Origin of the sequence: Syntrophomonas wolfei subsp. methylbutyratica, from assembly GCF_001570625.1 — a bacterium.
GTDB lineage: Bacteria > Bacillota > Syntrophomonadia > Syntrophomonadales > Syntrophomonadaceae > Syntrophomonas > Syntrophomonas methylbutyratica.
The window spans coordinates 1-20,580 of sequence record NZ_BBQT01000023.1; the positions used below are offsets into that span (position 1 = coordinate 1).

Annotated in this window: 19 protein-coding genes, 2 tRNA genes and 1 riboswitch; of the genes, 8 read left to right on the forward strand and 13 right to left on the reverse strand. The window is 42.2% G+C overall.

Annotated features, from left to right (window positions below):
* The first annotated feature begins 867 nt into the window (after positions 1 to 867).
* The 3 genes from AWB54_RS13230 to AWB54_RS13240 are packed head-to-tail and all read left to right on the forward strand — an operon-like array spanning position 868 to position 3,761.
* Complete coding sequence (locus tag AWB54_RS13230) at positions 868 to 1,845, forward strand: DNA adenine methylase (protein ID WP_061215080.1); 978 nt, start codon at positions 868 to 870, stop codon at positions 1,843 to 1,845.
* Complete coding sequence (locus AWB54_RS13235) at positions 1,823 to 2,752, forward strand: type II restriction endonuclease (RefSeq protein WP_061215081.1); 930 nt, start codon at positions 1,823 to 1,825, stop codon at positions 2,750 to 2,752. Before AWB54_RS13230 ends, AWB54_RS13235 begins: the two co-directional genes overlap by 23 nt.
* Before the next feature lie 25 nt (positions 2,753 to 2,777).
* The gene (locus tag AWB54_RS13240) at positions 2,778 to 3,761 is read left to right on the forward strand and encodes a TRM11 family SAM-dependent methyltransferase (RefSeq protein ID WP_082736225.1); all 984 of its coding nucleotides are present in this window, start codon (positions 2,778 to 2,780) and stop codon (positions 3,759 to 3,761) included.
* A gap of 109 nt (positions 3,762 to 3,870) precedes the next feature.
* On the opposite strand, the gene AWB54_RS13245 is transcribed toward AWB54_RS13240, so the two are convergent.
* The 5 genes from AWB54_RS13245 to AWB54_RS13260 form a co-directional block, all read right to left on the reverse strand.
* Positions 3,871 to 3,947: transfer RNA gene (locus AWB54_RS13245), tRNA-Lys, on the reverse strand.
* A 184-nt stretch (positions 3,948 to 4,131) separates the two neighbouring features.
* Positions 4,132 to 4,809: a phosphoribosylaminoimidazolesuccinocarboxamide synthase gene (locus AWB54_RS13250; RefSeq protein WP_061215082.1), complete on the reverse strand. Its 678-nt coding sequence runs from the start codon at positions 4,807 to 4,809 to the stop codon at positions 4,132 to 4,134.
* 247 nt (positions 4,810 to 5,056) lie between these two features.
* The gene (locus AWB54_RS15995; RefSeq protein ID WP_160328961.1) at positions 5,057 to 5,203 is read right to left on the reverse strand and encodes a hypothetical protein; all 147 of its coding nucleotides are present in this window, start codon (positions 5,201 to 5,203) and stop codon (positions 5,057 to 5,059) included.
* Positions 5,204 to 5,373: 170 nt separating this feature from the next.
* Positions 5,374 to 6,135, reverse strand: a complete 762-nt coding sequence (locus AWB54_RS13255; protein WP_061215083.1) for an exodeoxyribonuclease III — start codon at positions 6,133 to 6,135, stop codon at positions 5,374 to 5,376.
* Between the two features lie 91 nt (positions 6,136 to 6,226).
* A complete protein-coding gene (locus AWB54_RS13260; RefSeq protein WP_061215084.1) occupies positions 6,227 to 7,066 on the reverse strand; it encodes an Mrp/NBP35 family ATP-binding protein in 840 nt (279 codons plus the stop codon).
* A gap of 543 nt (positions 7,067 to 7,609) precedes the next feature.
* Between AWB54_RS13260 and AWB54_RS13270 the strand changes: the two genes are divergently transcribed.
* Together AWB54_RS13270 and AWB54_RS13275 are read left to right on the forward strand one after the other, a co-directional pair.
* Positions 7,610 to 8,188, forward strand: coding sequence for an RNA polymerase sigma factor (locus AWB54_RS13270; RefSeq protein WP_061215086.1), 579 nt, complete (start codon positions 7,610 to 7,612; stop codon positions 8,186 to 8,188).
* Positions 8,189 to 9,424: an anti-sigma factor family protein gene (locus AWB54_RS13275; RefSeq protein WP_061215087.1), complete on the forward strand. Its 1,236-nt coding sequence runs from the start codon at positions 8,189 to 8,191 to the stop codon at positions 9,422 to 9,424. It abuts the gene before it with no gap.
* Between the two features lie 123 nt (positions 9,425 to 9,547).
* Here the strand turns inward: AWB54_RS13275 and fusA are convergent, their stop codons facing one another.
* Together fusA and AWB54_RS13285 are read right to left on the reverse strand one after the other, a co-directional pair.
* Positions 9,548 to 11,569 (reverse strand): elongation factor G, encoded by a 2,022-nt coding sequence (gene fusA / locus AWB54_RS13280; RefSeq protein WP_061215088.1) that lies wholly within the window; start codon positions 11,567 to 11,569, stop codon positions 9,548 to 9,550.
* 293 nt (positions 11,570 to 11,862) lie between these two features.
* Positions 11,863 to 12,411, reverse strand: a complete 549-nt coding sequence (locus AWB54_RS13285; RefSeq protein ID WP_061215089.1) for a hydrolase — start codon at positions 12,409 to 12,411, stop codon at positions 11,863 to 11,865.
* Between the two features lie 332 nt (positions 12,412 to 12,743).
* On the opposite strand from AWB54_RS13285, the gene AWB54_RS13290 reads away from it, so the two are divergent.
* The 3 genes from AWB54_RS13290 to AWB54_RS13300 all read left to right on the forward strand — a co-directional run bounded on the left by AWB54_RS13290 (position 12,744) and on the right by AWB54_RS13300 (position 14,651).
* Positions 12,744 to 13,610: a class I SAM-dependent methyltransferase gene (locus AWB54_RS13290; RefSeq protein WP_061215090.1), complete on the forward strand. Its 867-nt coding sequence runs from the start codon at positions 12,744 to 12,746 to the stop codon at positions 13,608 to 13,610.
* Positions 13,611 to 13,712: 102 nt separating this feature from the next.
* Positions 13,713 to 13,799 (forward strand) — tRNA-Leu (locus AWB54_RS13295).
* Between the two features lie 324 nt (positions 13,800 to 14,123).
* Positions 14,124 to 14,651: a hypothetical protein gene (locus AWB54_RS13300; RefSeq protein ID WP_061215091.1), complete on the forward strand. Its 528-nt coding sequence runs from the start codon at positions 14,124 to 14,126 to the stop codon at positions 14,649 to 14,651.
* Between the two features lie 335 nt (positions 14,652 to 14,986).
* Here the strand turns inward: AWB54_RS13300 and ribH are convergent, their stop codons facing one another.
* From ribH to rsgA, 6 genes are all read right to left on the reverse strand, one after another.
* Entirely contained in the window at positions 14,987 to 15,448 is a 462-nt protein-coding gene (gene ribH, locus AWB54_RS13305) for a 6,7-dimethyl-8-ribityllumazine synthase (RefSeq protein ID WP_061215092.1), read from the reverse strand.
* A 105-nt stretch (positions 15,449 to 15,553) separates the two neighbouring features.
* Entirely contained in the window at positions 15,554 to 16,750 is a 1,197-nt protein-coding gene (locus tag AWB54_RS13310) for a bifunctional 3,4-dihydroxy-2-butanone-4-phosphate synthase/GTP cyclohydrolase II (RefSeq protein WP_082736227.1), read from the reverse strand.
* Positions 16,751 to 16,765: 15 nt separating this feature from the next.
* A complete protein-coding gene (locus AWB54_RS13315; RefSeq protein WP_061215124.1) occupies positions 16,766 to 17,416 on the reverse strand; it encodes a riboflavin synthase in 651 nt (216 codons plus the stop codon).
* A 25-nt stretch (positions 17,417 to 17,441) separates the two neighbouring features.
* Positions 17,442 to 18,545, reverse strand: coding sequence for a bifunctional diaminohydroxyphosphoribosylaminopyrimidine deaminase/5-amino-6-(5-phosphoribosylamino)uracil reductase RibD (gene ribD / locus AWB54_RS13320; RefSeq protein WP_061215094.1), 1,104 nt, complete (start codon positions 18,543 to 18,545; stop codon positions 17,442 to 17,444).
* 228 nt (positions 18,546 to 18,773) lie between these two features.
* Positions 18,774 to 18,891: riboswitch (FMN riboswitch) on the reverse strand.
* A gap of 44 nt (positions 18,892 to 18,935) precedes the next feature.
* Positions 18,936 to 19,592, reverse strand: a complete 657-nt coding sequence (rpe, locus tag AWB54_RS13325; protein WP_061215095.1) for a ribulose-phosphate 3-epimerase — start codon at positions 19,590 to 19,592, stop codon at positions 18,936 to 18,938.
* Complete coding sequence (rsgA, locus tag AWB54_RS13330) at positions 19,589 to 20,473, reverse strand: ribosome small subunit-dependent GTPase A (RefSeq protein ID WP_061215096.1); 885 nt, start codon at positions 20,471 to 20,473, stop codon at positions 19,589 to 19,591. Before rsgA ends, rpe begins: the two co-directional genes overlap by 4 nt.
* Positions 20,474 to 20,580 lie beyond the last annotated feature (107 nt).

The window sequence follows — 20,580 nt, forward strand, 5'->3', positions numbered from 1 at the left end:
ACAAAAGTGAGGTTATCCATTTAAGCGGTGACAGCTATCGTTTAAAACACCGCCAAACCATTTTTGGGAATAACTAGGTGTCCAAAGTTATTTATCATTTTTTGTTCATTTTTACTTGACAGTTACAGCTTCCTCCGGAGAAAAGAAATCAAGGAAAAAACCCTGCTGGCAGTGCAGCGCCGGGACACTGAAGAGCTTGAAGAAGAATAGGCAGTCGTAATTTCCGGGCAGTGACCGGATGAGCGGCAGGAATTTTATTAGGAAAGGGGGGAATTAACTTGGCAGTACAGCGTGTTTTGGAAATGGATTTAAACCACGAACGGGGCAAGACTCTGCAGGGTTAAAAGGATAATACGAGCGTACCACGAGCTATTGCCATAAGCGCAAAGGCAGGCAATAAACTCCGAGGACAGGGTACCGGCTGGAGGTGAAGGCAGGTTTTATGAAAGTAAACTGTTTGATGCAAAGGAAGAAACCAGCGGGTACGCTGTCCTCGGCCACGGAGGTGAAGGCGCAGGTGGAGGTACGGGAACATCTGCGCCTGTTATCGCGGAGCGCGCGCAGGTTACCGCCGAGAGGGAATCCCGCAGCCTGGGCCGGAACCGGTCTAGCCACCTTCGTATAATGGAGATTATGTAGGCGCAGCAAACCCGAAGGGCTACATAATCCCTTATTATCGGATGGTGGCGGTGGGGGATAGATAACGAATGCTGCAATACTATGATAGCCAACTTCTCGAAGCTAAATGAAATGTTTTGAAAACCTTGAGGATATAATTGTTATATAATAATACATAGCATTAACAGTACAACTTGAGAATGAATTAGTTTTTATGGCATTAATCTTCTTAATAATGGAGTGTTACGCATGAGTTATCGGCATAAAGAGGCGGTAGCCAAACCTTTTCTCAAATGGGCTGGGGGAAAGACGCAATTGCTCAGCACCTTTGATAAATATTATCCGGAAGAATTATTGAATGGTGGTATAAAGAGATATATTGAACCCTTTGTTGGTAGTGGGGCGGTATTGTTCCAAATTATGCAAAACTTTAAAATTGAATCAGCCTATATTGCAGATATAAATTATGATTTAATTAATGTCTATAAAGTAGTTAAGCACAATGCTAATAATCTCATAGATTATCTAAAAGAAATGGAGATAAACTTTCTTCACCTTCCTGACGAACAACGGAAAGTTTTTTATTATACCATTCGCAATGAATATAACCAGGGTAAAACGGGATTTTGTTATAGAAAAAATAGCAAACAAACCATTAAACGTGCCGGCCAATTCATATTCCTAAACAAGACCTGCTTTAATGGTTTATACAGGGTTAATAAGGATGGGTTATATAACGTTCCTATGGGCAGTTATAAAAACCCTAAAATATGTGATAACGTAAATCTTATAGCTGTTAGTGATGTATTACAAAATGTACATATTCTGCACTCTGATTATAAACAGTGTAAAAATAATATTAATAGCAATAGCTTTGTATACTTTGACCCTCCTTACAGACCCCTGAATAAAACCGCTAGTTTTACTTCATATAACGAGTATGATTTTGATGATTCCAAACAAATAGAACTGGCGCAGTTTTACCGGGAAGTATGCCAGGATAAAAAGGCCTATCTTATGTTAAGTAATTCCAATCCCAAGAATGTAGATAAAAATGATACTTTCTTCGAAGAATTATTTGAGGGTTTTAATATCTATAACGTTAATGCTAGAAGAGCCATTAATTCTAAAGGAGAAAAAAGGGGCCAAATCAAAGAGCTAGTTATTACTAACTATGATATTTACGGGGAAAGTAGGCGAGCAAATGAAGAATATCAAATTTTATAATCAAAAAATTAAATGTAGTAATAGCGAGGTTTTCGATTACATAATTGGTAATTTAAAAGAAACTATAAAGGGCTGGGACTATTTTGTTGATTGGGCTAAAATCACTGGTAATGTGGATAAAATAGAGGTATCCCTTAATATTATGAATTACTTAATCGGTAAATCCAACATTGAAGACGAATTTAAAAAGCTTTTAAAAGAATACCCGGAAATTGTAACACTAATACCCATTCTGATGGCATGTCGAGATGGAGAACTCACAGTACTGGATCCTTCTCCAGATGACGTTTTTAATTATAAGAATTATAGTTTTAAAAAGAAAAAGACCTTATCAGAACGTGAAATTGATGCTATTGCTGAGTTTGCATTGAAATCAGGGATATTAGAGATTTTCCGTACTAAGAAAATAAAAAATGTTGTTGATTACGTTACCGGGATTGAGGTTGGACTAGATACTAATGCGCGCAAAAATCGAAGTGGAACCTCAATGGAGTTAATAACAGAAATTTACATTAAAAAAATCTCTGAACAAAACAAATATAAATATATAAGTCAAGCAACGCCCAAGAAAATTAGAGAAGAATTCGGTTATGAAGTTAAAGTGGACAAAGCTAAGAGAATATTTGATTTTGCTGTAACCAATAATTCTTCCCTGTATTTAATTGAAACAAACTATTATGGTGGAGGTGGGTCAAAGTTAAAAGCAACTGCCGGAGAATATAAAGCTTTGTTTGATTTTATAAAAGCCGGAAACAATAAGCATAAATTTATTTGGATAACGGACGGTAAGGGATGGATTTCAACAAAAAATTCCTTAAAAGAAACCTTTGAACATATTGATTATCTACTGAATTTGGATATGTTAGAGAAAGGCCTGTTAGCAGATATTATTGTCAACGATCTTTAAATGATTGACGGGAAGGTAGCTGATTATGCCCAGGAGAATAGAATGTTCTATTTGTAAGGCTCGTTTTAATAAAAATAATTATATTAAACATATTGAAACCGAGCACCCCGCGGCTTATGAACAATTACTTGGCGAAATAATTGAAAGAAACAATGAAAGATATACGGTAAAAGAAATAGCAACTAATTATAATGTAACTGAGAAATTCGTGGAAACTAAAATAGAAGAACTCAGGGAACAGAACGGAATATATAATATTCATGAACCTCTAAAAATAAAGTCATGGGAACCCCGTGATTATAAAATGGAAGCAACCACCATTTGGAGTTTTCCGGATAGGGGTAATTGGGCAACACATAAAGGGAATTATCGTGGTAATTGGTCTCCATATATTCCGAGAAATATAATACAGCGTTATTCCGCAGAGGGAGACGTTGTATTAGACCAGTTTGTAGGGAGTGGTACCACTCTTGTTGAAACCAGGCTTTTAAAGCGGAGAGGTATTGGTATCGATATTAACCCCAGTGCGTTAGATTTGGCCAGGATTAATACCAATTTCCAAAGAGATGGTAGCACAGGAATTATTATTCGCCAGGGGGATGCCAGGAATCTGAATTTTATTAAAAGTGAGAGTATTGATCTGATATGTACCCATCCTCCGTATAGCAACATAATAAAATATAGTGAAGATATTGAGGGGGATTTATCTCATTATGATATAGATGATTTCATTATTGAAATGCAAAAGGTGGCCAGCGAATCTATACGAGTTCTTAAAAAAGATAGATTCTGTGCCATTTTAATAGGTGACACCAGACGAAAAAAGAATATAATACCGCTAGGATTCAATGTTATGCAGGTATTTGTTAATGCAGGGTTCACCTTAAAGGAAATCATAATAAAAGAGCAACATAATTGTAAAGCAACCGGTTTTTGGTATAATCGCAGTATTGAATATAATTTCCTGCTTATTGCCCATGAATACTTATTTGTATTTGTTAAACCTTAGGATTAGGTGTCTTAAAGACCTTAAAAACTATGGCACCAAATACCCCAAAACCTTAAATTATCAGAAAAACCAAAAACCGCGCAAAACCGCGCGGTTGCTTGCTTTTTTATGGTGGGCCATACAGGAATCGAACCTGTAACCTTCTGATTAAGAGTCAGCTGCTCTGCCTGGTTGAGCTAATGGCCCAGAAATTTGCTACAGTTGATATTATAATTCCAGTTCAAGAATAAATCAAGGGATACTCTGCTTTTTTGCTAATCCCCTCTGATGTTTATCGTTCCTCCAGAAGTATTCCTTTTAGGGTTCATATCCAGAGGGTATATTTCCATTGCCATCCATTAATTTTTCAAGTAATTCTTGAACCGGCGCTTTATTCCGCTACTAGATCAGAGAGCTCCCGGGGAGGTACTTGGACTCCATCCTTAAATACCCGCATATTGTCGCCGGAAATGTCATCGATAACTACTATCTCCTGCCCTACCCGGCCGAATTCAAATTTTATATCCACCAACTCCAAGCCCTTTGAGGCTAGGTCGTTTTTGACAATTACCGCTACTTTACGGGCCAGTGCCTTGATAGTCTCCAATTCCCCATCCGTAAGCAGTCCGAGCTGTATCAAGCTTTCATCATTAATCAAGGGGTCCCCGCGCTCGTCATCTTTCAGGGTTACTTCCACCAGTGCATTTAGGGGTTGAAACTCCTGGGCATAGCGGGCATAACGGCGCAGGAAGCTGCCATAGGCTTTAAAGCGGCATACTACCTCCAGACCATGACCAAAGGTTTGAGCTTTCCAAACTACCATATTGTTCTTAGCCAGGTCGGAGTCGATATAGTGGGAAGGAACGCCTTGCTCCTGCAAAAGCTTAAAGAAATGCTGCGACATCTTGAGAGAGGATTTCCCTTTACCCTCCAGCTTGCCCAGTACATAGTTTGAACCGGGGTCAATGTGACCATCTTCTCCAGTGACATCATCTTTAAACTCCAGTACACACTTATCCTTATCCAGTTCGTAAACCGCCTTGGTTTTACCATCATATAGCAGCTTCATTTTATCTGCTGACCCCCTTGTTCAATATCATGCTTTTAAATTATGTCCATCTCTATTGTAGAATAATCTCCCGGCAATGCAAACCGGCTCGGCAAGAAATATTGTATACTTGCCGGAATTCCCACAAGATGTCATAAGTTTAAATTTAATTTACCAAATCCAGACAGCAAAAAAACACTGCCTGAACAGTGTTTTTAATTCATCCCTTCGTCTTGTAATTAAGCGGGATGATATAAAAAACCCTATTCTATTTTCCAAGTTCTTCGGCCAGGGCTTTACTCTTTTCCGATAAAATCAAGGCCAGGTTGGCCGCGTCTTTATCCTTGCCCAGAATTAAGGTTGAAGCCAAATCAGCAAAGAGATTTTTTAGTTCCATGAATAGTTTAGTTACCATAATATCATTCCTCCAATCAATCCTGACGTGGGGAAATAATTTACAGCTATACGCCATCCTCTATAGTATTGCATCTTCATAACCGTGAAATAAGTAGTTTACTATCTAATTATATACAATAATTAGTCATTATTTAACCCCTTAATTGAAAATCATCCAGAAAAGCCAGTTTACTTTAAATACAGAGCTATGGGGCAATGGTCGGAGCCCGGTATATGATCCAAGATCTCACAGTCTATAATATCATCAAGCAACTTTTCGCTAACATAAAAACAGTCAATCCTCCAACCTGCATTCCGTTCCCGGGCCCTGGTACGGTAACTCCACCAGGAATACTGAACCTTTTCCGGATAGAGACAACGGAAAGCATCCACATAGCCATAGGATAAAAACCTATCCAGCATTTTCCTTTCTACCGGCAAAAAGCCTGAACGACCTTCATTGGCTTTGGGGTTTTTCAGGTCAATTTCCCGGTGAGCCGTGTTAAAGTCACCACAGATTACCAGGCGGGGATAACGATTTTTTAGTTCTTCGCAAAAGTTTATCAAATGCTCGTAAAAGCGCAGTTTATATCCTAGGCGTTCTTCTCCCATCTGCCCATTGGGGAAATAGACATTTAAAAGAGCCAGATTCTCATGGAAGCTGATTAATACGCGGCCCTCGCGGTCAAATTCTTCGACCCCCAGGTTTTTCTCCACCTGCAGGGGCTCTTTTTGAAAATAGCTGGCTACCCCGCTGTAACCTCTTCTCTCCCCTGAATTCCAGCAACTCTGATAACCTTTTATGTTTACCAGAGATTCTTCCAATTGTTCGGGATGGGCTTTGGTCTCTTGCAGGCAGAGAACATCCGGTTGTTCTTCCTTTAGCCATTGAATAAAGCCCATTTTCTGAACTGCCCTGATACCATTAACATTCCAGGAATATATCTTCATACCCTAACCTTCCCCATAACACAAAACGATTGGCATCTAAATCCAAAATTTTAAACCGAGAAATCAATGTTCCCGTTTGCTGCCAGCTTTATTAAGGTAGCTTTCTAAGGATCTGATCAATAATAGGATTCATTTCCTTGGAGTTATATTCTTCTACTTTCCCTTCATCTACCATAATATTGAGGCTAGTATCCCAGGGTAAGGAACCCAGAAAGTCTAGTCCGCTATCATTGGCCACTTTTGCTCCCTGGCTGACTCCAAATATATCCAGCTTTTCCCCGCAGTGCGGACAAACGGCATAGCTCATGTTTTCAATCAAACCTAAAATGGGTACATTGAGCTTTTTCGCCATATTTATAGTTTTCTTAACTACCATAAAGGCCAGGTCTTGTGGTGAAGATACAATCACTATGCCATTAACCGGTAAGGATTGAATTACCGTCAGCGGAACATCGCCGGTTCCTGGAGGTAAGTCCACTACCAGGTAATCCAAATCTCTCCAATCAACTTCTCCCCAAAATTGATTTACCGCACCAGCTAAAAGGGGACCACGCCAGATAACGGGATCATCTTCATTAGGAAGGAAGAAGTTTATTGATATAAGTTTTATGCCTAACCTGGTAAGAGGAGGAGTAATGCCATATTCACTGGCCGTAATCTGGGGCTTTTGAATACCAAAAGCCTTGGGTTGGCTGGGACCGGTTATATCAGCATCCAAAACCCCCACAGCATAGCCTTCTTTGGCCAGGCTGGAGGCAATGAGAGCCGTTACAGATGATTTTCCTACTCCTCCCTTACCACTCATAACCACGATAACATTGCGAATCGAATTTAAGGCCCCTAAAAGCGTTTTTTCAACTTCCACTCCACAATCAGCGGGGTCTATGTTGCAACCGCCATTGGAGGGGCAGGTCTTGCATTGTTCAGACATGATTTTGCTCCTTTCGCTGCTTTATCATTTCCTCTTATTATATACCTCAAAGAGCGCTTTCAAGCAAGATATTTTGCACATATGCCCACAAAAAATATATCTCTGTCGTATCCTCTCAAACAAAGCGGTTGGGAAAGCAAAGGCAATATGATAATATTTAGACTGGAGTTTGATTTGTTTCTTACAAAATATAACGAGGTGAAAAATGTCTCCCGCGTCCATAATAGTGAGCGAAGCGAACATCAGTGGTGCCCGCAGGGTGCTTCTTTAAGCGGTTCCTATTAACAAAACAGGCGGCGGGTTCTAATCCCCCGCATCGTTGCAGCGGTGTGCTGAAACTGCTCTACAGTTTCTTCCGGTGCTTAAATAACTTCTTGCATATAACTGCTTATTGTTAAAAAACATAAGAATCTTCTTCTAAAATGATTCGTGATTGGAACGAGAAGTTTTTTAATATTTTCATGAGGCAAATCAATTTTATTAATGAAAGCTGCCGGATATATCTGCGTATAATTAGTGAAGGTAGCTGGGGAGCTGGATCAGGTGATAAGTGATGAATTATTGGCAGAACAAGCACTGCTGGGCAATATTGCAGCATTTGAAGAGCTGGTTAACCGCTACAAAAAGTCAGTTTTTGCTATTGTCTACCGGATATGTGGACAATACCAGGATGCTGAGGATATCAGTCAGGAAGTCTTTCTTACCCTTTTTGAAAAGCTCTATCAATTTGATCGTGAAAAAAAGTTTTCGCCCTGGCTTCACCGTATTGCCGTAAACACCAGTATAAGTGCTCTTCGCAAGAAGAAAAACATTATAAGTCTTAATTTTGATGAGTCTTTTATTTCTATAGCATTTAATAACCGTAGTCATTTCGATGCCGGTGATCCACATTTAATGTTGGAAAGAGAAGAACTTCGAAAGGAAATAGGCTCTGCCATTATGCAGTTGCCGGAGAGTTATCGAACAGTGATTGCCTTGCGTTATCAAATGGAATTTAGTAACCAGGAGATTGCTGATATCCTGGGAGTTAGTAAGGATAATGTTGAGGTTAAAGTACACCGTGCCCGTATGGCTTTAAGAAAAAGAATACTGAATAATCGCAAGGAAAGGGGGATAATATAGGTGGATTGCCAGAGTTTGGACAGGTTAATCTTTTCCTACTGTGATAATAATCTCACCCCCAAAAAGCGCCTGGCGGTTGAGGAACACCTGCAAAAATGTTTTTCCTGCCGCCATAAATTAGATTTGGTAATTTTAGAAAATGAACTTATTAAGGAAGCAGCCGATATCCCTCAGCTTTCAGAATCTTTTACCGGTGATCTGATGATGTTAATTGAATCTCGCTATGGGTCGATTGCCCCTCGGGATGATAATAAAGATTTGCCTGCCTCCATCCAGGGAAAAAAGAAAGCAAACTGGGGAATTATGCGATCCAGAATAGCTATTGCCGCGGTGTTTTTACTGGTCTTTTTGGGTGCAAGTTTTTACCTGGAATCAGGACTGATAGATATTGCCGATAAGACCAACCCTAATACCCCGCTTGTCCCCATAACCCTAAAACAGGATACACCAAAAGAAAGTATTTTATCAGGTCAAGGCAAGTCTAATAAATCAGTAATTAAGAGTGAATTAAAAGAGGATGTCGCTAAATCACCAGAACATAGCAATGTACAAGAAATAAAAACTACCCAGTCCCAGTTTGATACTTCAAGCGAACAAAACGGGCAATTATCCGCTCATTCTACCACAACTCAAACCCGCCTGGCGGATAATAGAGGCCTGCAGGAAGCAAACCGGGGCAAATTGTCAACCAGCAGTGTTTACGATGAAGAAACAAATATGCTGCTTCCCTCCGGTTTGCCTGAATCTTATCAATTGATTGGGGCCAGCCAGGGTACAGAAGACTATTCTTTTTCTTATAAAAAGATAGATAATGGAGTAGAGCTTAAAATTACGGTAACCCCTAAGCCAAAGCAGGATTCCAGCCGAGATATCCCGGCTTTGGAGCCAGAAAAACAGGATATAGATGTTCCTCAATCCACCAGCAGCAAAATGTTTTCGGAAAACCTTTCCAATTACAGCAAAACGGATATGGAAGATCTTTCTATTGATGAAATGAGTAAAGAAAAGAATAGTGAAGCTCAGCAGCAGTTTAATAATCCTTCCCCAGCTACCACTGCTTCCCCGGCATCCACGGAGATGCTTAATTCAATTAAAGAAACCCTGCTCATTAATAAACATGAGTATCAAGTAACTTTTAGCGGGAACCTTCCTCCAGAAGAATTGGCCACTGTGGCTGCAGTAATCGATTGGCAAGAAAGTAAACTGGCAACAGAACCTATCTTTCCTCAGGAATAGTACAACGATAAAACCTTCTATTGCTTCTAAGCCTGAACTGAGATGAAGAAAAGAAAAAAGGTACGGCGATTCTGTTTATGCAGATATACCGTACCTTTTTTAATTGGAAAAGTAAATCAGAGTTTACGAGGCCAGGTGCCGTTCAGCATAATGGGAAAACTCCATGGAGAAGCCGGCTCTTCCCTGAGTTAATGAGCGTAAAACGGTGGAGTAGCCAAAGAGTTCGGCCAGAGGTACACAACCCCTTATAATCTGAGTATGATTTTCCATTTCCAATGATTCCAGTTTGCCCCTTCGATTAGTGATGTTGTTAATAATATTACCGGTATATTCCTCCGGTGATACAATCTCCAGCCGCATTACCGGTTCCAGCATACGGGGGTGAGCTTTCTTAAGGCAATCCCTGGTAGCCAGGAAGGCTGCCGTTCGAAAAGCCATTTCAGAAGAATCCACTTCGTGGAAAGAACCATCCAGAAGGGTAGCCTTAACATTAACTACGGGGTACCCCTTGAGCACTCCTTCTTCCAGAGCTTGTTTTATTCCAGATTCAACCGCCGGAATATATTCCCGTGGTATGCTGCCCTGGCTTATCCGGTTAACAAACTCAAAGCCTTCACCTGGTTCCAGCCTTAAAACAACATGAGCAAATTGACCTTTGCCCCCGGTTTGTTTTACATAACGGGTAACTTGTTCTGCCGCTTTTCCAATAGTTTCCCGGTAAGCTACCTGCGGTTGACCGGTATTAAAATCCAACTTGAATTCCCGGGCCAGGCGCTCAGCTACTATTTCTAGATGTAATTCACCCATACCGGCGAGTAATACCTGACCCGTCTCCTTGTTATAGGAAATCTTGAAGGTCGGGTCTTCGGCTGAAATCCGGTTAAGGGCTTCGGATATTTTATCAAGTCCCGCCTGGTTTTTGGGTTCTATAGCAATTTGGATTACCGGCTGCGGAAAATCAATAGTTTCCAATAGAATGGGAAAGCTTTCCGAACATAGTGTATCGCCAGTTCCAATATCTTTTAGACCTATAATAGCTACGATATCTCCAGCTGCTACTTCGTTAATTTCTTCGCGGTGTTCAGCGTGTATTCTGAGTAAACGCCCCACCCGCTCCCGTTTATTTTTACTGCTGTTAAAAACTAGCGCACCGGCTTTCAATTTGCCGGAGTAAACCCGAGCAAAAGCCAGCCTGCCAACATGCCGGTCGTTTATAATCTTAAAGACCAGAGCTGAAAAGGTGTCCTGTGAATCAGGCATTATATTAATTGTCTCAGTCGTTTCCATTACCACTGCTTTACTTCCAGGCACATCAAGTGGTGACGGCAGGTAGTCAACTATAGAATCGAGGAGCAACTGCACCCCGATATTGCGGTAGGAACTACCGCAGCATACGGGAACCATATTTCCAGCTATCGTGTTGGTTCTGATTACCCGGGACAACAAATCAGCGTCTATTTCTTCGTTGTTATAATATAAATCTAGTAATGCATCGTCAGTCTCGGCCAGTCTTTCTACCAAAACTGAGCGCCATTGCTTCGCAGTATCGGTGTATTCCAAGGGTATGGGCTTTTCGGCAATATCATTACCCAGTTTTCCCGCAAAGGTGTAATATTTCATTTTTAATAAATCAATAATGCCGGAAAAGCATTCTTCTTTAAAAACCGGCAGGCTGATAACCAGCGGATTAGAACCCAGGCGCTGTTTTATCTGTTCCACCACCCGGTAAAAATCAGCCCCTATCGCATCCATTTTATTTACATATGCGATGCGAGGAATCTGGTACTTATCTGCCTGTCTCCATACTGTTTCCGATTGGGGTTCTACCCCTCCCTTTCCACAGAATATTACTACCGCGCCATCAAGTATACGCAGACTCCTTTCCACTTCGGCCGTAAAGTCCACATGACCCGGAGTATCGATAATATTAATAGTATTACCCTTCCAAAAGCAGCGGGTAGCTGCGGAGGCCACGGTTATTCCCCGTTCTTTTTCCCAGGGTAAAAAGTCCATAACACTGTCACCATCATGGGTTTCCCCCATTTTATGGGTTAGTCCGGTGTAATAGAGTATCCTTTCAGTTGTGGTTGTCTTGCCCGCATCAATATGGGCAATAATTCCTATGTTTCTAAGTTCCTTCAACATCTTGGGAAATGCTCCTCCTTCAAATGCAAATCATAAAAGTAGCGGCATTCCAATGCCGCAAATATATCTTCCGGGCCAAAGTTAAATTTACGTCCGAATTTAAATTATAATAGGCTTAACCCTGCTTGTCAAAGCTAAATTATGATATCGTTGCAAATAGTTATATTAGTTTTATTTCCCTCGAATTAGTAAGAGCAGTGACGAATGAGGGGTAAGGGGTTATTGGTTGTGGCCTCTGGCCGTGGGGGTTAGAAAAAACCAAGCCGTGAGGGGAGAAATATTCCATAAAATTACTATTTTATTAGAGGTGAAATATGTTTGAATGCACTCGTACCTGCTTCCTGCAAGAGGTCAAAGACTACGGTCTCCGTATTGGTAATTACGGCTCCCATATCGCGCATTAAGGCCAGAGCATTTCTATAGTTTTCATCAAATCTCGAACAGACCGCATCCCTGACCAGGTGAACATTAAAGCCCGATTCCAGTAGGTCCCGAACGGTTTGAAACACACATACATGTGTCTCGCTTCCAGTTACAATAATAGTATGTTTGCCGATCTTATCCAGGATTGTATTGGCCTCCTGCTTACAAAGAGAAAAGCAGGTTTTATCCAAATAATGATATGAAGTAAGATTATCCTTGATTTCGTTAACGGTGGGACCCAGTCCCTTGGGATATTGTTCGCTCAAAACTACCGGAATATCATACTCCCGGGCTGTTGCTAAAAGTAGATTGGTATTCTTATATACCCGCTCCCGCTCCTTCATGGCCTGCATCAGTCTTTCCTGCAGGTCAATAATCATTAATACGCTATCATCTCTACGCAAGCGAAACTTTTCCATACTTTTGCCTCCTCCACATAAGTTATGCCTATTTTACCATTACTGTTGCTGTATTAAAAATCTTTTGAATAGAGGAATAGAATGGCTTATGTCAAATTTTATTAGAAAGTGTTCATTAAGATAAGTTTATTAACAACCGGCAAATGTTGCGCTTTCATCTTCGCCAGCGTTTTGTATATTTATTCATCCCTTATACAACAAAAGGGGTTTTTGCAGTGGAATCAAGCTTGCTCTAATCCGAATAAGCATAATGAAAATAAAGTGATTAGCAGTAAGCATTAGTTATAGTGTCTAAAGATATGATTAGTTTGATCAAGAAACGGAGGGAAAGTATGGAGGAGCTTTTTACCCCAGAGTTCTGGGATCGTAAATGGATTGAATTTAAAGTAAAAAATGCCACCTATCGAGGACAAAAGAAAGATGCGGAGGAATACTGGAACCAACGGGCAGAAGGATTTGCCAATTCTACTATTAAATCTGATTCCCGGCAGGAAAGAACCCGGGAGGTATTTTCTTTCCTTGAATACTTTGGCATTATCCAACCCGGTATGACTGTTCTGGATATAGGATCCGGTCCCGGCTCCTTTGCCATTCCCCTGGCTGAACAGGGAGCCCGGGTGGTAGCCCTGGATCCTGCTTCCAGAATGTTGGAAATACTGCAGGAAAACCTTCCCCCTTCTACGCCTGGTTCGGTAGATTGCGTTCAGGCCCTTTGGGAGGATTACGATGTCGAAAAGCAGGGCTGGGAAAATAAATTCGACCTGGTTTTTGCCTCCATGTCACCGGGAGTAAACAACCTGGAAACCTTGCAAAAAATGATGTTCTGCTCGCGAAGATGGTGTTATCTGAGCGGCTTCTCCGGTTCCCGCAATTATTCCCTCTACAACGAAGTATTTAAACAAATAACCGGTGAGCCCTATATAAACCATTTTAACGATATCATATTCCCCTTCAATTTACTGTATACCCTGGGTTGTGAGCCTGGCATCAAGCTTTCCTCTTCTTCTAACCAATTAAACCAGAAGGTGACAGATTTCAGAAGGGAAATATATGAAATATTGGAAAACAGGGAACTGCTCAATACGGAAGCAGAGTCAGTGGTAGAACAGCTTATAAATAGACATGCCAGTCAAGGTAGCATTAGACAAGAGGTCTCTTCCCGGGTGGGTATGATTATCTGGCAGGTGGTGAAGGATTGAAACAGGTAAAATGGGGTCAAACCGCGAATTAAAACCTCAAAAGAAGCCCTTGACAAGCACGAATAGCATGTAATATAATTTGATTTGCTGATAATAAACCATGCGGATGTGGCGGAATTGGCAGACGCGCACGGTTCAGGTCCGTGTGAGGGCAACTTCATGGGGGTTCAAGTCCCTTCATCCGCACCATAGTAATAATTGGGAGGATTAAACCTCCCTATTTTATTTTGGAGAGGCCTAGCCTCCGCACTTGACTTATACTTACCTGGATTGTATACAGGCACCATCTTTTACCCTGCCTTGCTCCCTATTTCTTTTTTTACTCTCATAGTATAATAGCAGATATAACGAGGTGAAATATGTCCCCCGCTAAGCGGTCGCCTATTAACGAAACAGGCGGGTTCTAATCCCCCGCCTCGTTGCAGCGCTGTGTTGAAACTGCTCCGCAGTTTCTTCCGATGCTTAAAAACAGGAGAAAATAATTGTAGCAGGTGATTAAAAGGAGATGAGTTTTTGCTATATCAGCACAAGAAGGAGATTTATGGAGTATTGCTTATTGTTGTTCTGGCAGTAGTTGTAGGACTGTTGCTGATTAGCGACCGGCCCGTGGTGGAAATCATAAAAGCGGAAAAGGAAATACTTCTTGATAAAGAAGACTTCTATGTTTCCACTGATAACGGAACTATTAAAGTAGGGGAATCCAGTTGGGAGGATATTCAAAAGCTTCTCCCGGGAGGCAAAATGCTGGGAATGAGTACCATCTACCAATCGAAGGATGGAGATTGTCTTTTTACTTTTTCGGAAGATGAAAATTTGCTGGTTATTATGCACATTGAAAGCGGTGATTATGCTACAGCGCGGGGAATCAAGATGGGAGATTCTTTCGCCCGAATAAGCGAAAAATATGGACCCGATTGTGCTCGGGTTATTATGCCCAACAAAGCCGAGGATTTTGATCTTGTTTATGGAGGCGAGGATAACATTGTCTTTCAAATCAGGGATAATGTGGTCAAAAGAATAGTACTGGAAAAGGAATTATAGGACCTGAAAAAAACTTCAAGTAAACAAGAAGGACAAGAACCGCCCTTAATAGTAAGGCAGCTCTTGTCTTTTTCTATAATAGTATCATGATCCCCTGGCAAAAACTCCTTTTTGATGCAGAAGGGTTGCATAAATATGCAAAGCGAGCGTTGGCGAAGCATGGATGCTTCACCCTTCGGGTACCCCTTGAGCCGCGAGACGAGCCGTTGGTGTTGCCCATGCGTAGCGCCCTGTCGGGCACAACTGATGCTCCCTGCGGTCGCTATTAAGGACGCTGGAGCGGAATATTTATGCAAGCTAATGCATAATTATTACTTTTTGCAGCGGAATCAAAATCAAATGTTTTTTAAAAGATTGACCATCTCGATGGCAGTGACGGCAGCATCTACACCTTTGTTGCCGGCTTTGGTGCCTGCACGCTCGATAGCCTGTTCAATTGTATCAGCAGTTATAACTCCATAAACCACAGGAATACCGGAGTTAAGCCCCACCTGGGCTATACCTTTGGTTACTTCCGCCGAAACATACTCGAAATGTGGAGTAGCACCGCGGATTACCGCCCCCAGGCAGATTACCGCATCGTATGCCTTTTGCGTCATTTTTTGGGCCACCAGAGGCATTTCAAATGCCCCCGGCACCCAGACAATATCGATATCGTCCTGATTTACTTCATGGCGGGTCAAGGCATCCATACAGCCTGATAAAAGTTTGTTGGTGATAAACTCGTTGAAGCGGGAAACAATAATTGCCATCCTCTGCCCTTTTCCAATTAGTTTGCCTTCAATAATTCTGCCCAAAACTAATACCTCCAAACATAAAATGTTTTTGTCTTGAATATTTATGCAATCCTTCTGCAAGAAAGGATTTTGGCAGTAGAGTCTATAAATGCAGTTCCAGCCTTTCTATAGACTGGCCAAGAGGTGCCCCATTTTTTCTTTTTTGGTTCTCAGATATCGCGTATTTTCAGGTTTATGGGGCATTTCAATAGCAACTCTTTCCACCACTTCCAGACCATAGCCCTCTAAACCCCTTATCTTTTTGGGATTGTTGGTCATAAGACGCATTTTGCGTACTCCCAGGTCTACCAGTATCTGCGCTCCAATGCCATAATCCCTGAGGTCGGCTGGGAAGCCCAGTTCTAAATTGGCTTCGACCGTGTCCCGGCCATTATCCTGAAGCTTGTAAGCCTTTATCTTGTTTAGAAGGCCTATTCCCCGGCCTTCCTGTCGCATATAGAGCAAAACTCCTTTTCCCTCACTGGCAATCATACTCATAGCCGTTTCTAATTGTTCTCCGCAATCACAGCGCCGGGAACCGAATACATCCCCGGTAAGACACTCGGAATGCACCCTGACCAGTATGGGTTCGTCTTCTTCCCATTCCCCTTTGACCAGGGCTATATGACCTTTATTATCCAATAAAGATTCATAAGCTACCGCCACAAAATCACCGTACATGGTGGGAAGCTGGGCATCAGTTACCCTTACCACCAACTTCTCCTTCCGCCGCCGGTATTCAATCAAATCAGCAATACTGGCCAGTTTAAGATTGTGTTGACGGGCAAATTCCAGCAACTGGGGCAGGCGGGCCATGGTTCCGTCTTGATTCATTACTTCACAGATAACCGCCGCCGGGTAAAGCCCGGCCAGACGGGTAAGGTCAATGGAACCTTCGGTATGTCCCGCTCTTCTCAGAACCCCTCCCTCTCTGTAGCGCAAGGGAAAAATATGTCCTGGCTTCCGAAAATCATTGGGCTTACTGACCGGATCAATTAAGGCCTTTACCGTTGCGGCTCTTTCAAAAGCGGAAATACCAGTGGTAGTTCCCCGGTAATCAACCGTAACGGTAAAGGCGGTTTCATGATTATCGGTATTTTCTGTGACCATATCATGTATTTCCAGTTCATCCAATCTCTTGCCGGTAATTGGCATGCAGATAAGTCCTTTGGCATGGGTAGCCATAAAATTAATGGCTTCAGGGCCGGCCTTTTCCGCCGCTATAATTACATCTCCTTCGTTTTCCCGGTCTTCATCATCGACCAGAACAATCAGTTTCCCCTCTTTCATGTCCTGAATAACCTCTTCTATACTGCTGAACAAATCCATTACCTCCTTTTATGCAAAACCATTTTCGGCCAAAAAGCTTATACTAAGACGAGATGATTCCCTTTCGTTTTTTTCTGAAAACAGCAATTTCTCTACATAACGCCCAATAATATCACTCTCCAGGTTAACCATATCCCCTATGTTTTTTCGCGCCAGGGTAGTATTTTGAGCGCTGTGGGGAATTAAAGAGACGGTAAAACTATCTGAGAACACATCAATTACGGTAAGGCTAATGCCATCAATAGCAATTGAACCTTTGGGAACCGTATATTTTAAAACACTGGACGGGGCCTCGATACGAAAGATTATTGCTATGTCCAGTTGTTCTTTCTGTTTAATTATACCTAGTGCATCAACATGTCCTTGTACCAGGTGACCACCCAGCCGGCCGCTTAACCGTAAAGCTCTTTCCAGATTTACCGGACTTGCGATTTGCAGGAATTTCAAACTGCTCCTATCCATAGTCTCGGGCATAAGATCACAGGTAAAATCCGTTTTGGAAAAATCCGTAACCGTAAGGCAAACCCCGTTAACAGCAATGCTGTCGCCAATTTTCACATCGGACAAAACTTTTTCCGCCGCAATCCGGAGCTGAATAGAGCGTTTTCCTCGTATAATCTGTTTTATGCTTCCTATTTCTTCAATAAGCCCGGTAAAAATGGAACGCACCTCCTGCCTGTATTCCTCAAATATAGCCGCTTATTAATATATCGTCTTCAAAGTGCCTGGTTGAAAGGGACTTCAGCTTAATAGCCTGATTCATAATTTTTATACCTTCCCCACCCAGTGGAGATGGTGAAGATTTTCCGCCAATAATTTTAGGGGCGATAAACCAGTATAGCTTATCCACCAGTTGCTTTTCTAGCATATAGCTGTTTATCTCAGCGCCGCCTTCCAACAATACGCTAATTATCTCCATTTTCCCCAGGATATCCAGGGCTTCTTCTATATGCAGACGATCCGGATTGCCCCCCAGCTTTATAATCTCCAGGCCACATTCCTTTAATGAATTGGCCTTTTCCTGATCGGCGTTTTCCGCTGTAAATACCAGAGTTCGCTGTTCATGGCCGGTTCTGGCAATAATACTATCCAGGGGCATGTCCAGCCTACCATCAATGATTATTCTCACCGGGTCTCTTTTGCCTTCCAGCTCCAATCGGGTATTTAAACGGGGATCATCTTTTAATACCGTACCAATCCCGACCATTATGCCATCATAAATGTTCCTCAGTTGATGGACATATTCCCGAGAAGCTGTTCCGGTAATCCACCTGGAGTCTCCGCTGCTGCTGGCGATTTTTCCATCCAGGGTCATAGCTACTTTTAAGCTAACAAATGGTCTTCCGCCCTGTATGTATTTGAAAAAGAATTCATTTAGCTCTCGGGCCTCTTCGGCCAGTACTCCCACTCTGGTTTTTATTCCTGCTTCTTGAAGAATCTGAACCCCCCTGCCGCTAACTTGAGGATTGGGGTCCAGGGTAGCAATAACCACTTCGGCTACTGCGGCCTCTACCAGCGCCAAAGCACAGGGAGCTGTCCGGCCATAGTGACTGCAGGGCTCCAGGTTGACATAGATACTGGCCCCTTTAGCCCTTTCCCGACCGGCAGCATTCAAAGCATTAATCTCAGCGTGAGGGGTTCCCGCCTTCTGATGGTAACCTTCCCCTATTATTTGGCCGTCCTTAACCACTACCGCTCCCACCAGGGGATTGGGACTGGTTCGACCACGGGCTCTTGCGGCCAGTTCCAGGGCCCTTCGCATAAATCTCTGATCAGCATTATTCGTCATGGGCACCTCAAATAGATTAAATTCGATTCAATTGCATAAAGTTATTAAAATTTATTGGTTTGTATAAATATACCGCTCGCCAACGCTTGCTTTGTATATTTATGCAACCCTTACGCAACAAAAGGGGTCTTTGCAGTTGTGTCAAATTAATACTTAAAACAAAAAACCCGATATTCATCGGGTGAAAATGGGCAAGTTTAAACGTGAGTATTTAGACATACTCCGCTCAACCTTCTCCTCTCATCCAGACTTTTACTGTCGGCACCGGAATTTCACCGATTCCTGCCCCGGAGGGCTCACGGGCTGTACCGTCGATAGGGAATTCCACCCATCCCCGAAGAAAGTTTGCATATTAATTTTAACTTATAGTAGCATCACCACCGGTAATGGTCAAGAGCTGCCGAGGTTTTTCAAACTCTTTACCGCTTCTCCCGGTTCCGGGGACTTGAAAACATAGGAACCGGCAACCAGCACATTGCAACCTGCTTCCACCGCCTGTCTTCCCGTTTCCAGGTTTATTCCTCCATCTACTTGCAGATAAGTGGTAGAGCCAGTGCTCTCCAGCAGTTTCCTGGCTTTATTAATTTTATCCAATACTCCGGGAATAAAGCTCTGACCCCCGAAACCTGGATTAACACTCATTAGTAAAAGCAGATCCAGCTCAGAAATTATGTCCTCCAGCAGCATTATCGATGAAGCGGGATTAAGGGCTACTCCTGCTTTAATTCCTGCGTCTTTTATCATATGTACCACCCGGTGCAAATGAGGACAGCTTTCATAATGTACCGTTAAAAGGTCAGCGCCGGCTTCTACAAAAGCAGCTATCAAGGATTCGGGTTTCTCCACCATGAGGTGAATATCAAAGAACAGCTCTGATCGGGAGCGAATATCAGCTACTACCTGGGGTCCAATAGTAAGGTTGGGTACAAAATGACCATCCATTACATCTACATGCAGCCAATCGGTTCCAGCTTCTTCTACCTTTCGAATATCTTCCCCCAGGTGAGCAAAATTCGCTGATAATATTGACGGAGCAACTAATATCACTTGTAGCTTCTCTCCTTTGCCAAGATTTCTTCCAGTATGGAAATATAATTTTGATAACGGCTCTGAGCAATTAAGCCCTCGTTAACAGCATCTTTTACTGCACATTCCTTTTCCCCATGATGAAGACAATCATTGAATTTGCATTCTCCGGTGAGCAAGCTCAAATCGTTAAAATAAGCAGCCAACTCCGAACTTTTTATTGCTGGAATCTCTATTTGGCTAAAGCCTGGGGTATCGGCTATCCAACCCCCGGATTCCAGTGGGTAAAGTTCAACATGCCGGGTGGTATGTTTCCCGCGATCTACTTTTTTGCTCAATTCCTGGGTTTTTACTGAAATACCATCTACCAGTGCATTTAGCAAGCTGGACTTGCCCGCCCCGGAGGGCCCGGCAAAAACAGTAATCTTATTCTCTATAACTATTCGCAAAGTATCTATACCCGTCTTTTTAATAGCGGAAGTTTTAATCAGAGGAAGGCCCATCTGAGGATAATAATCCTCAATAAAGACAGATTTCGCATCTGGAGGCAAATCTGATTTATTAAGTAGAATCTGTGGGGTAATACTATAAAAACTGGCCAGCAACAATAACTTGTCCAAAAGAATAAGGCTGGGTGCTGGTTGCTTGCAGGCCATTATTATTAACAGGAGATTAACATTAGCTATTCTGGGACGGTATAGCTCGTTTTTACGGGGAATTATGCTTTCTAAAATACCCTTTCCCGCTTCCAGAGGAGTAAATATAACCCTATCTCCAGTAAAAACAGGGTCCTTGATCTTGCCCCGGAGTTTGCACTCATGTATCTGGTATTGCTCATCCTGGACATAATAGAATCCGCTGTATCTTTTTAAAACCAATCCTTCGGCTTTATTAGCGGTCATAAATCTCCTCCCTTGGAATAGAAAATATAGTCAGATTCATCCTCATTTTCTTACTAACCACCCATGACCTGGCACTCAGTGTCAATTATATCCATTAACGCGAAGTA

Excerpts from the sequence above, each read along its gene's own strand:
- AWB54_RS13230 (WP_061215080.1), top strand. The coding sequence starts at position 868 with ATGAGTTATCGGCATAAAGAGGCGGTAGCCAAACCTTTTCTCAAATGG.
- AWB54_RS13235 (WP_061215081.1), top strand. The coding sequence starts at position 1,823 with ATGAAGAATATCAAATTTTATAATCAAAAAATTAAATGTAGTAATAGC.
- AWB54_RS13240 (WP_082736225.1), top strand. The coding sequence starts at position 2,778 with ATGCCCAGGAGAATAGAATGTTCTATTTGTAAGGCTCGTTTTAATAAA.
- AWB54_RS13250 (WP_061215082.1), bottom strand. The coding sequence starts at position 4,809 with ATGAAGCTGCTATATGATGGTAAAACCAAGGCGGTTTACGAACTGGAT.
- AWB54_RS15995 (WP_160328961.1), bottom strand. The coding sequence starts at position 5,203 with ATGGTAACTAAACTATTCATGGAACTAAAAAATCTCTTTGCTGATTTG.
- AWB54_RS13255 (WP_061215083.1), bottom strand. The coding sequence starts at position 6,135 with ATGAAGATATATTCCTGGAATGTTAATGGTATCAGGGCAGTTCAGAAA.
- AWB54_RS13260 (WP_061215084.1), bottom strand. The coding sequence starts at position 7,066 with ATGTCTGAACAATGCAAGACCTGCCCCTCCAATGGCGGTTGCAACATA.
- fusA (WP_061215088.1), bottom strand. The coding sequence starts at position 11,569 with ATGTTGAAGGAACTTAGAAACATAGGAATTATTGCCCATATTGATGCG.
- AWB54_RS13285 (WP_061215089.1), bottom strand. The coding sequence starts at position 12,411 with ATGGAAAAGTTTCGCTTGCGTAGAGATGATAGCGTATTAATGATTATT.
- AWB54_RS13290 (WP_061215090.1), top strand. The coding sequence starts at position 12,744 with ATGGAGGAGCTTTTTACCCCAGAGTTCTGGGATCGTAAATGGATTGAA.
- ribD (WP_061215094.1), bottom strand. The coding sequence starts at position 18,545 with ATGACGAATAATGCTGATCAGAGATTTATGCGAAGGGCCCTGGAACTG.
- rsgA (WP_061215096.1), bottom strand. The coding sequence starts at position 20,473 with ATGACCGCTAATAAAGCCGAAGGATTGGTTTTAAAAAGATACAGCGGA.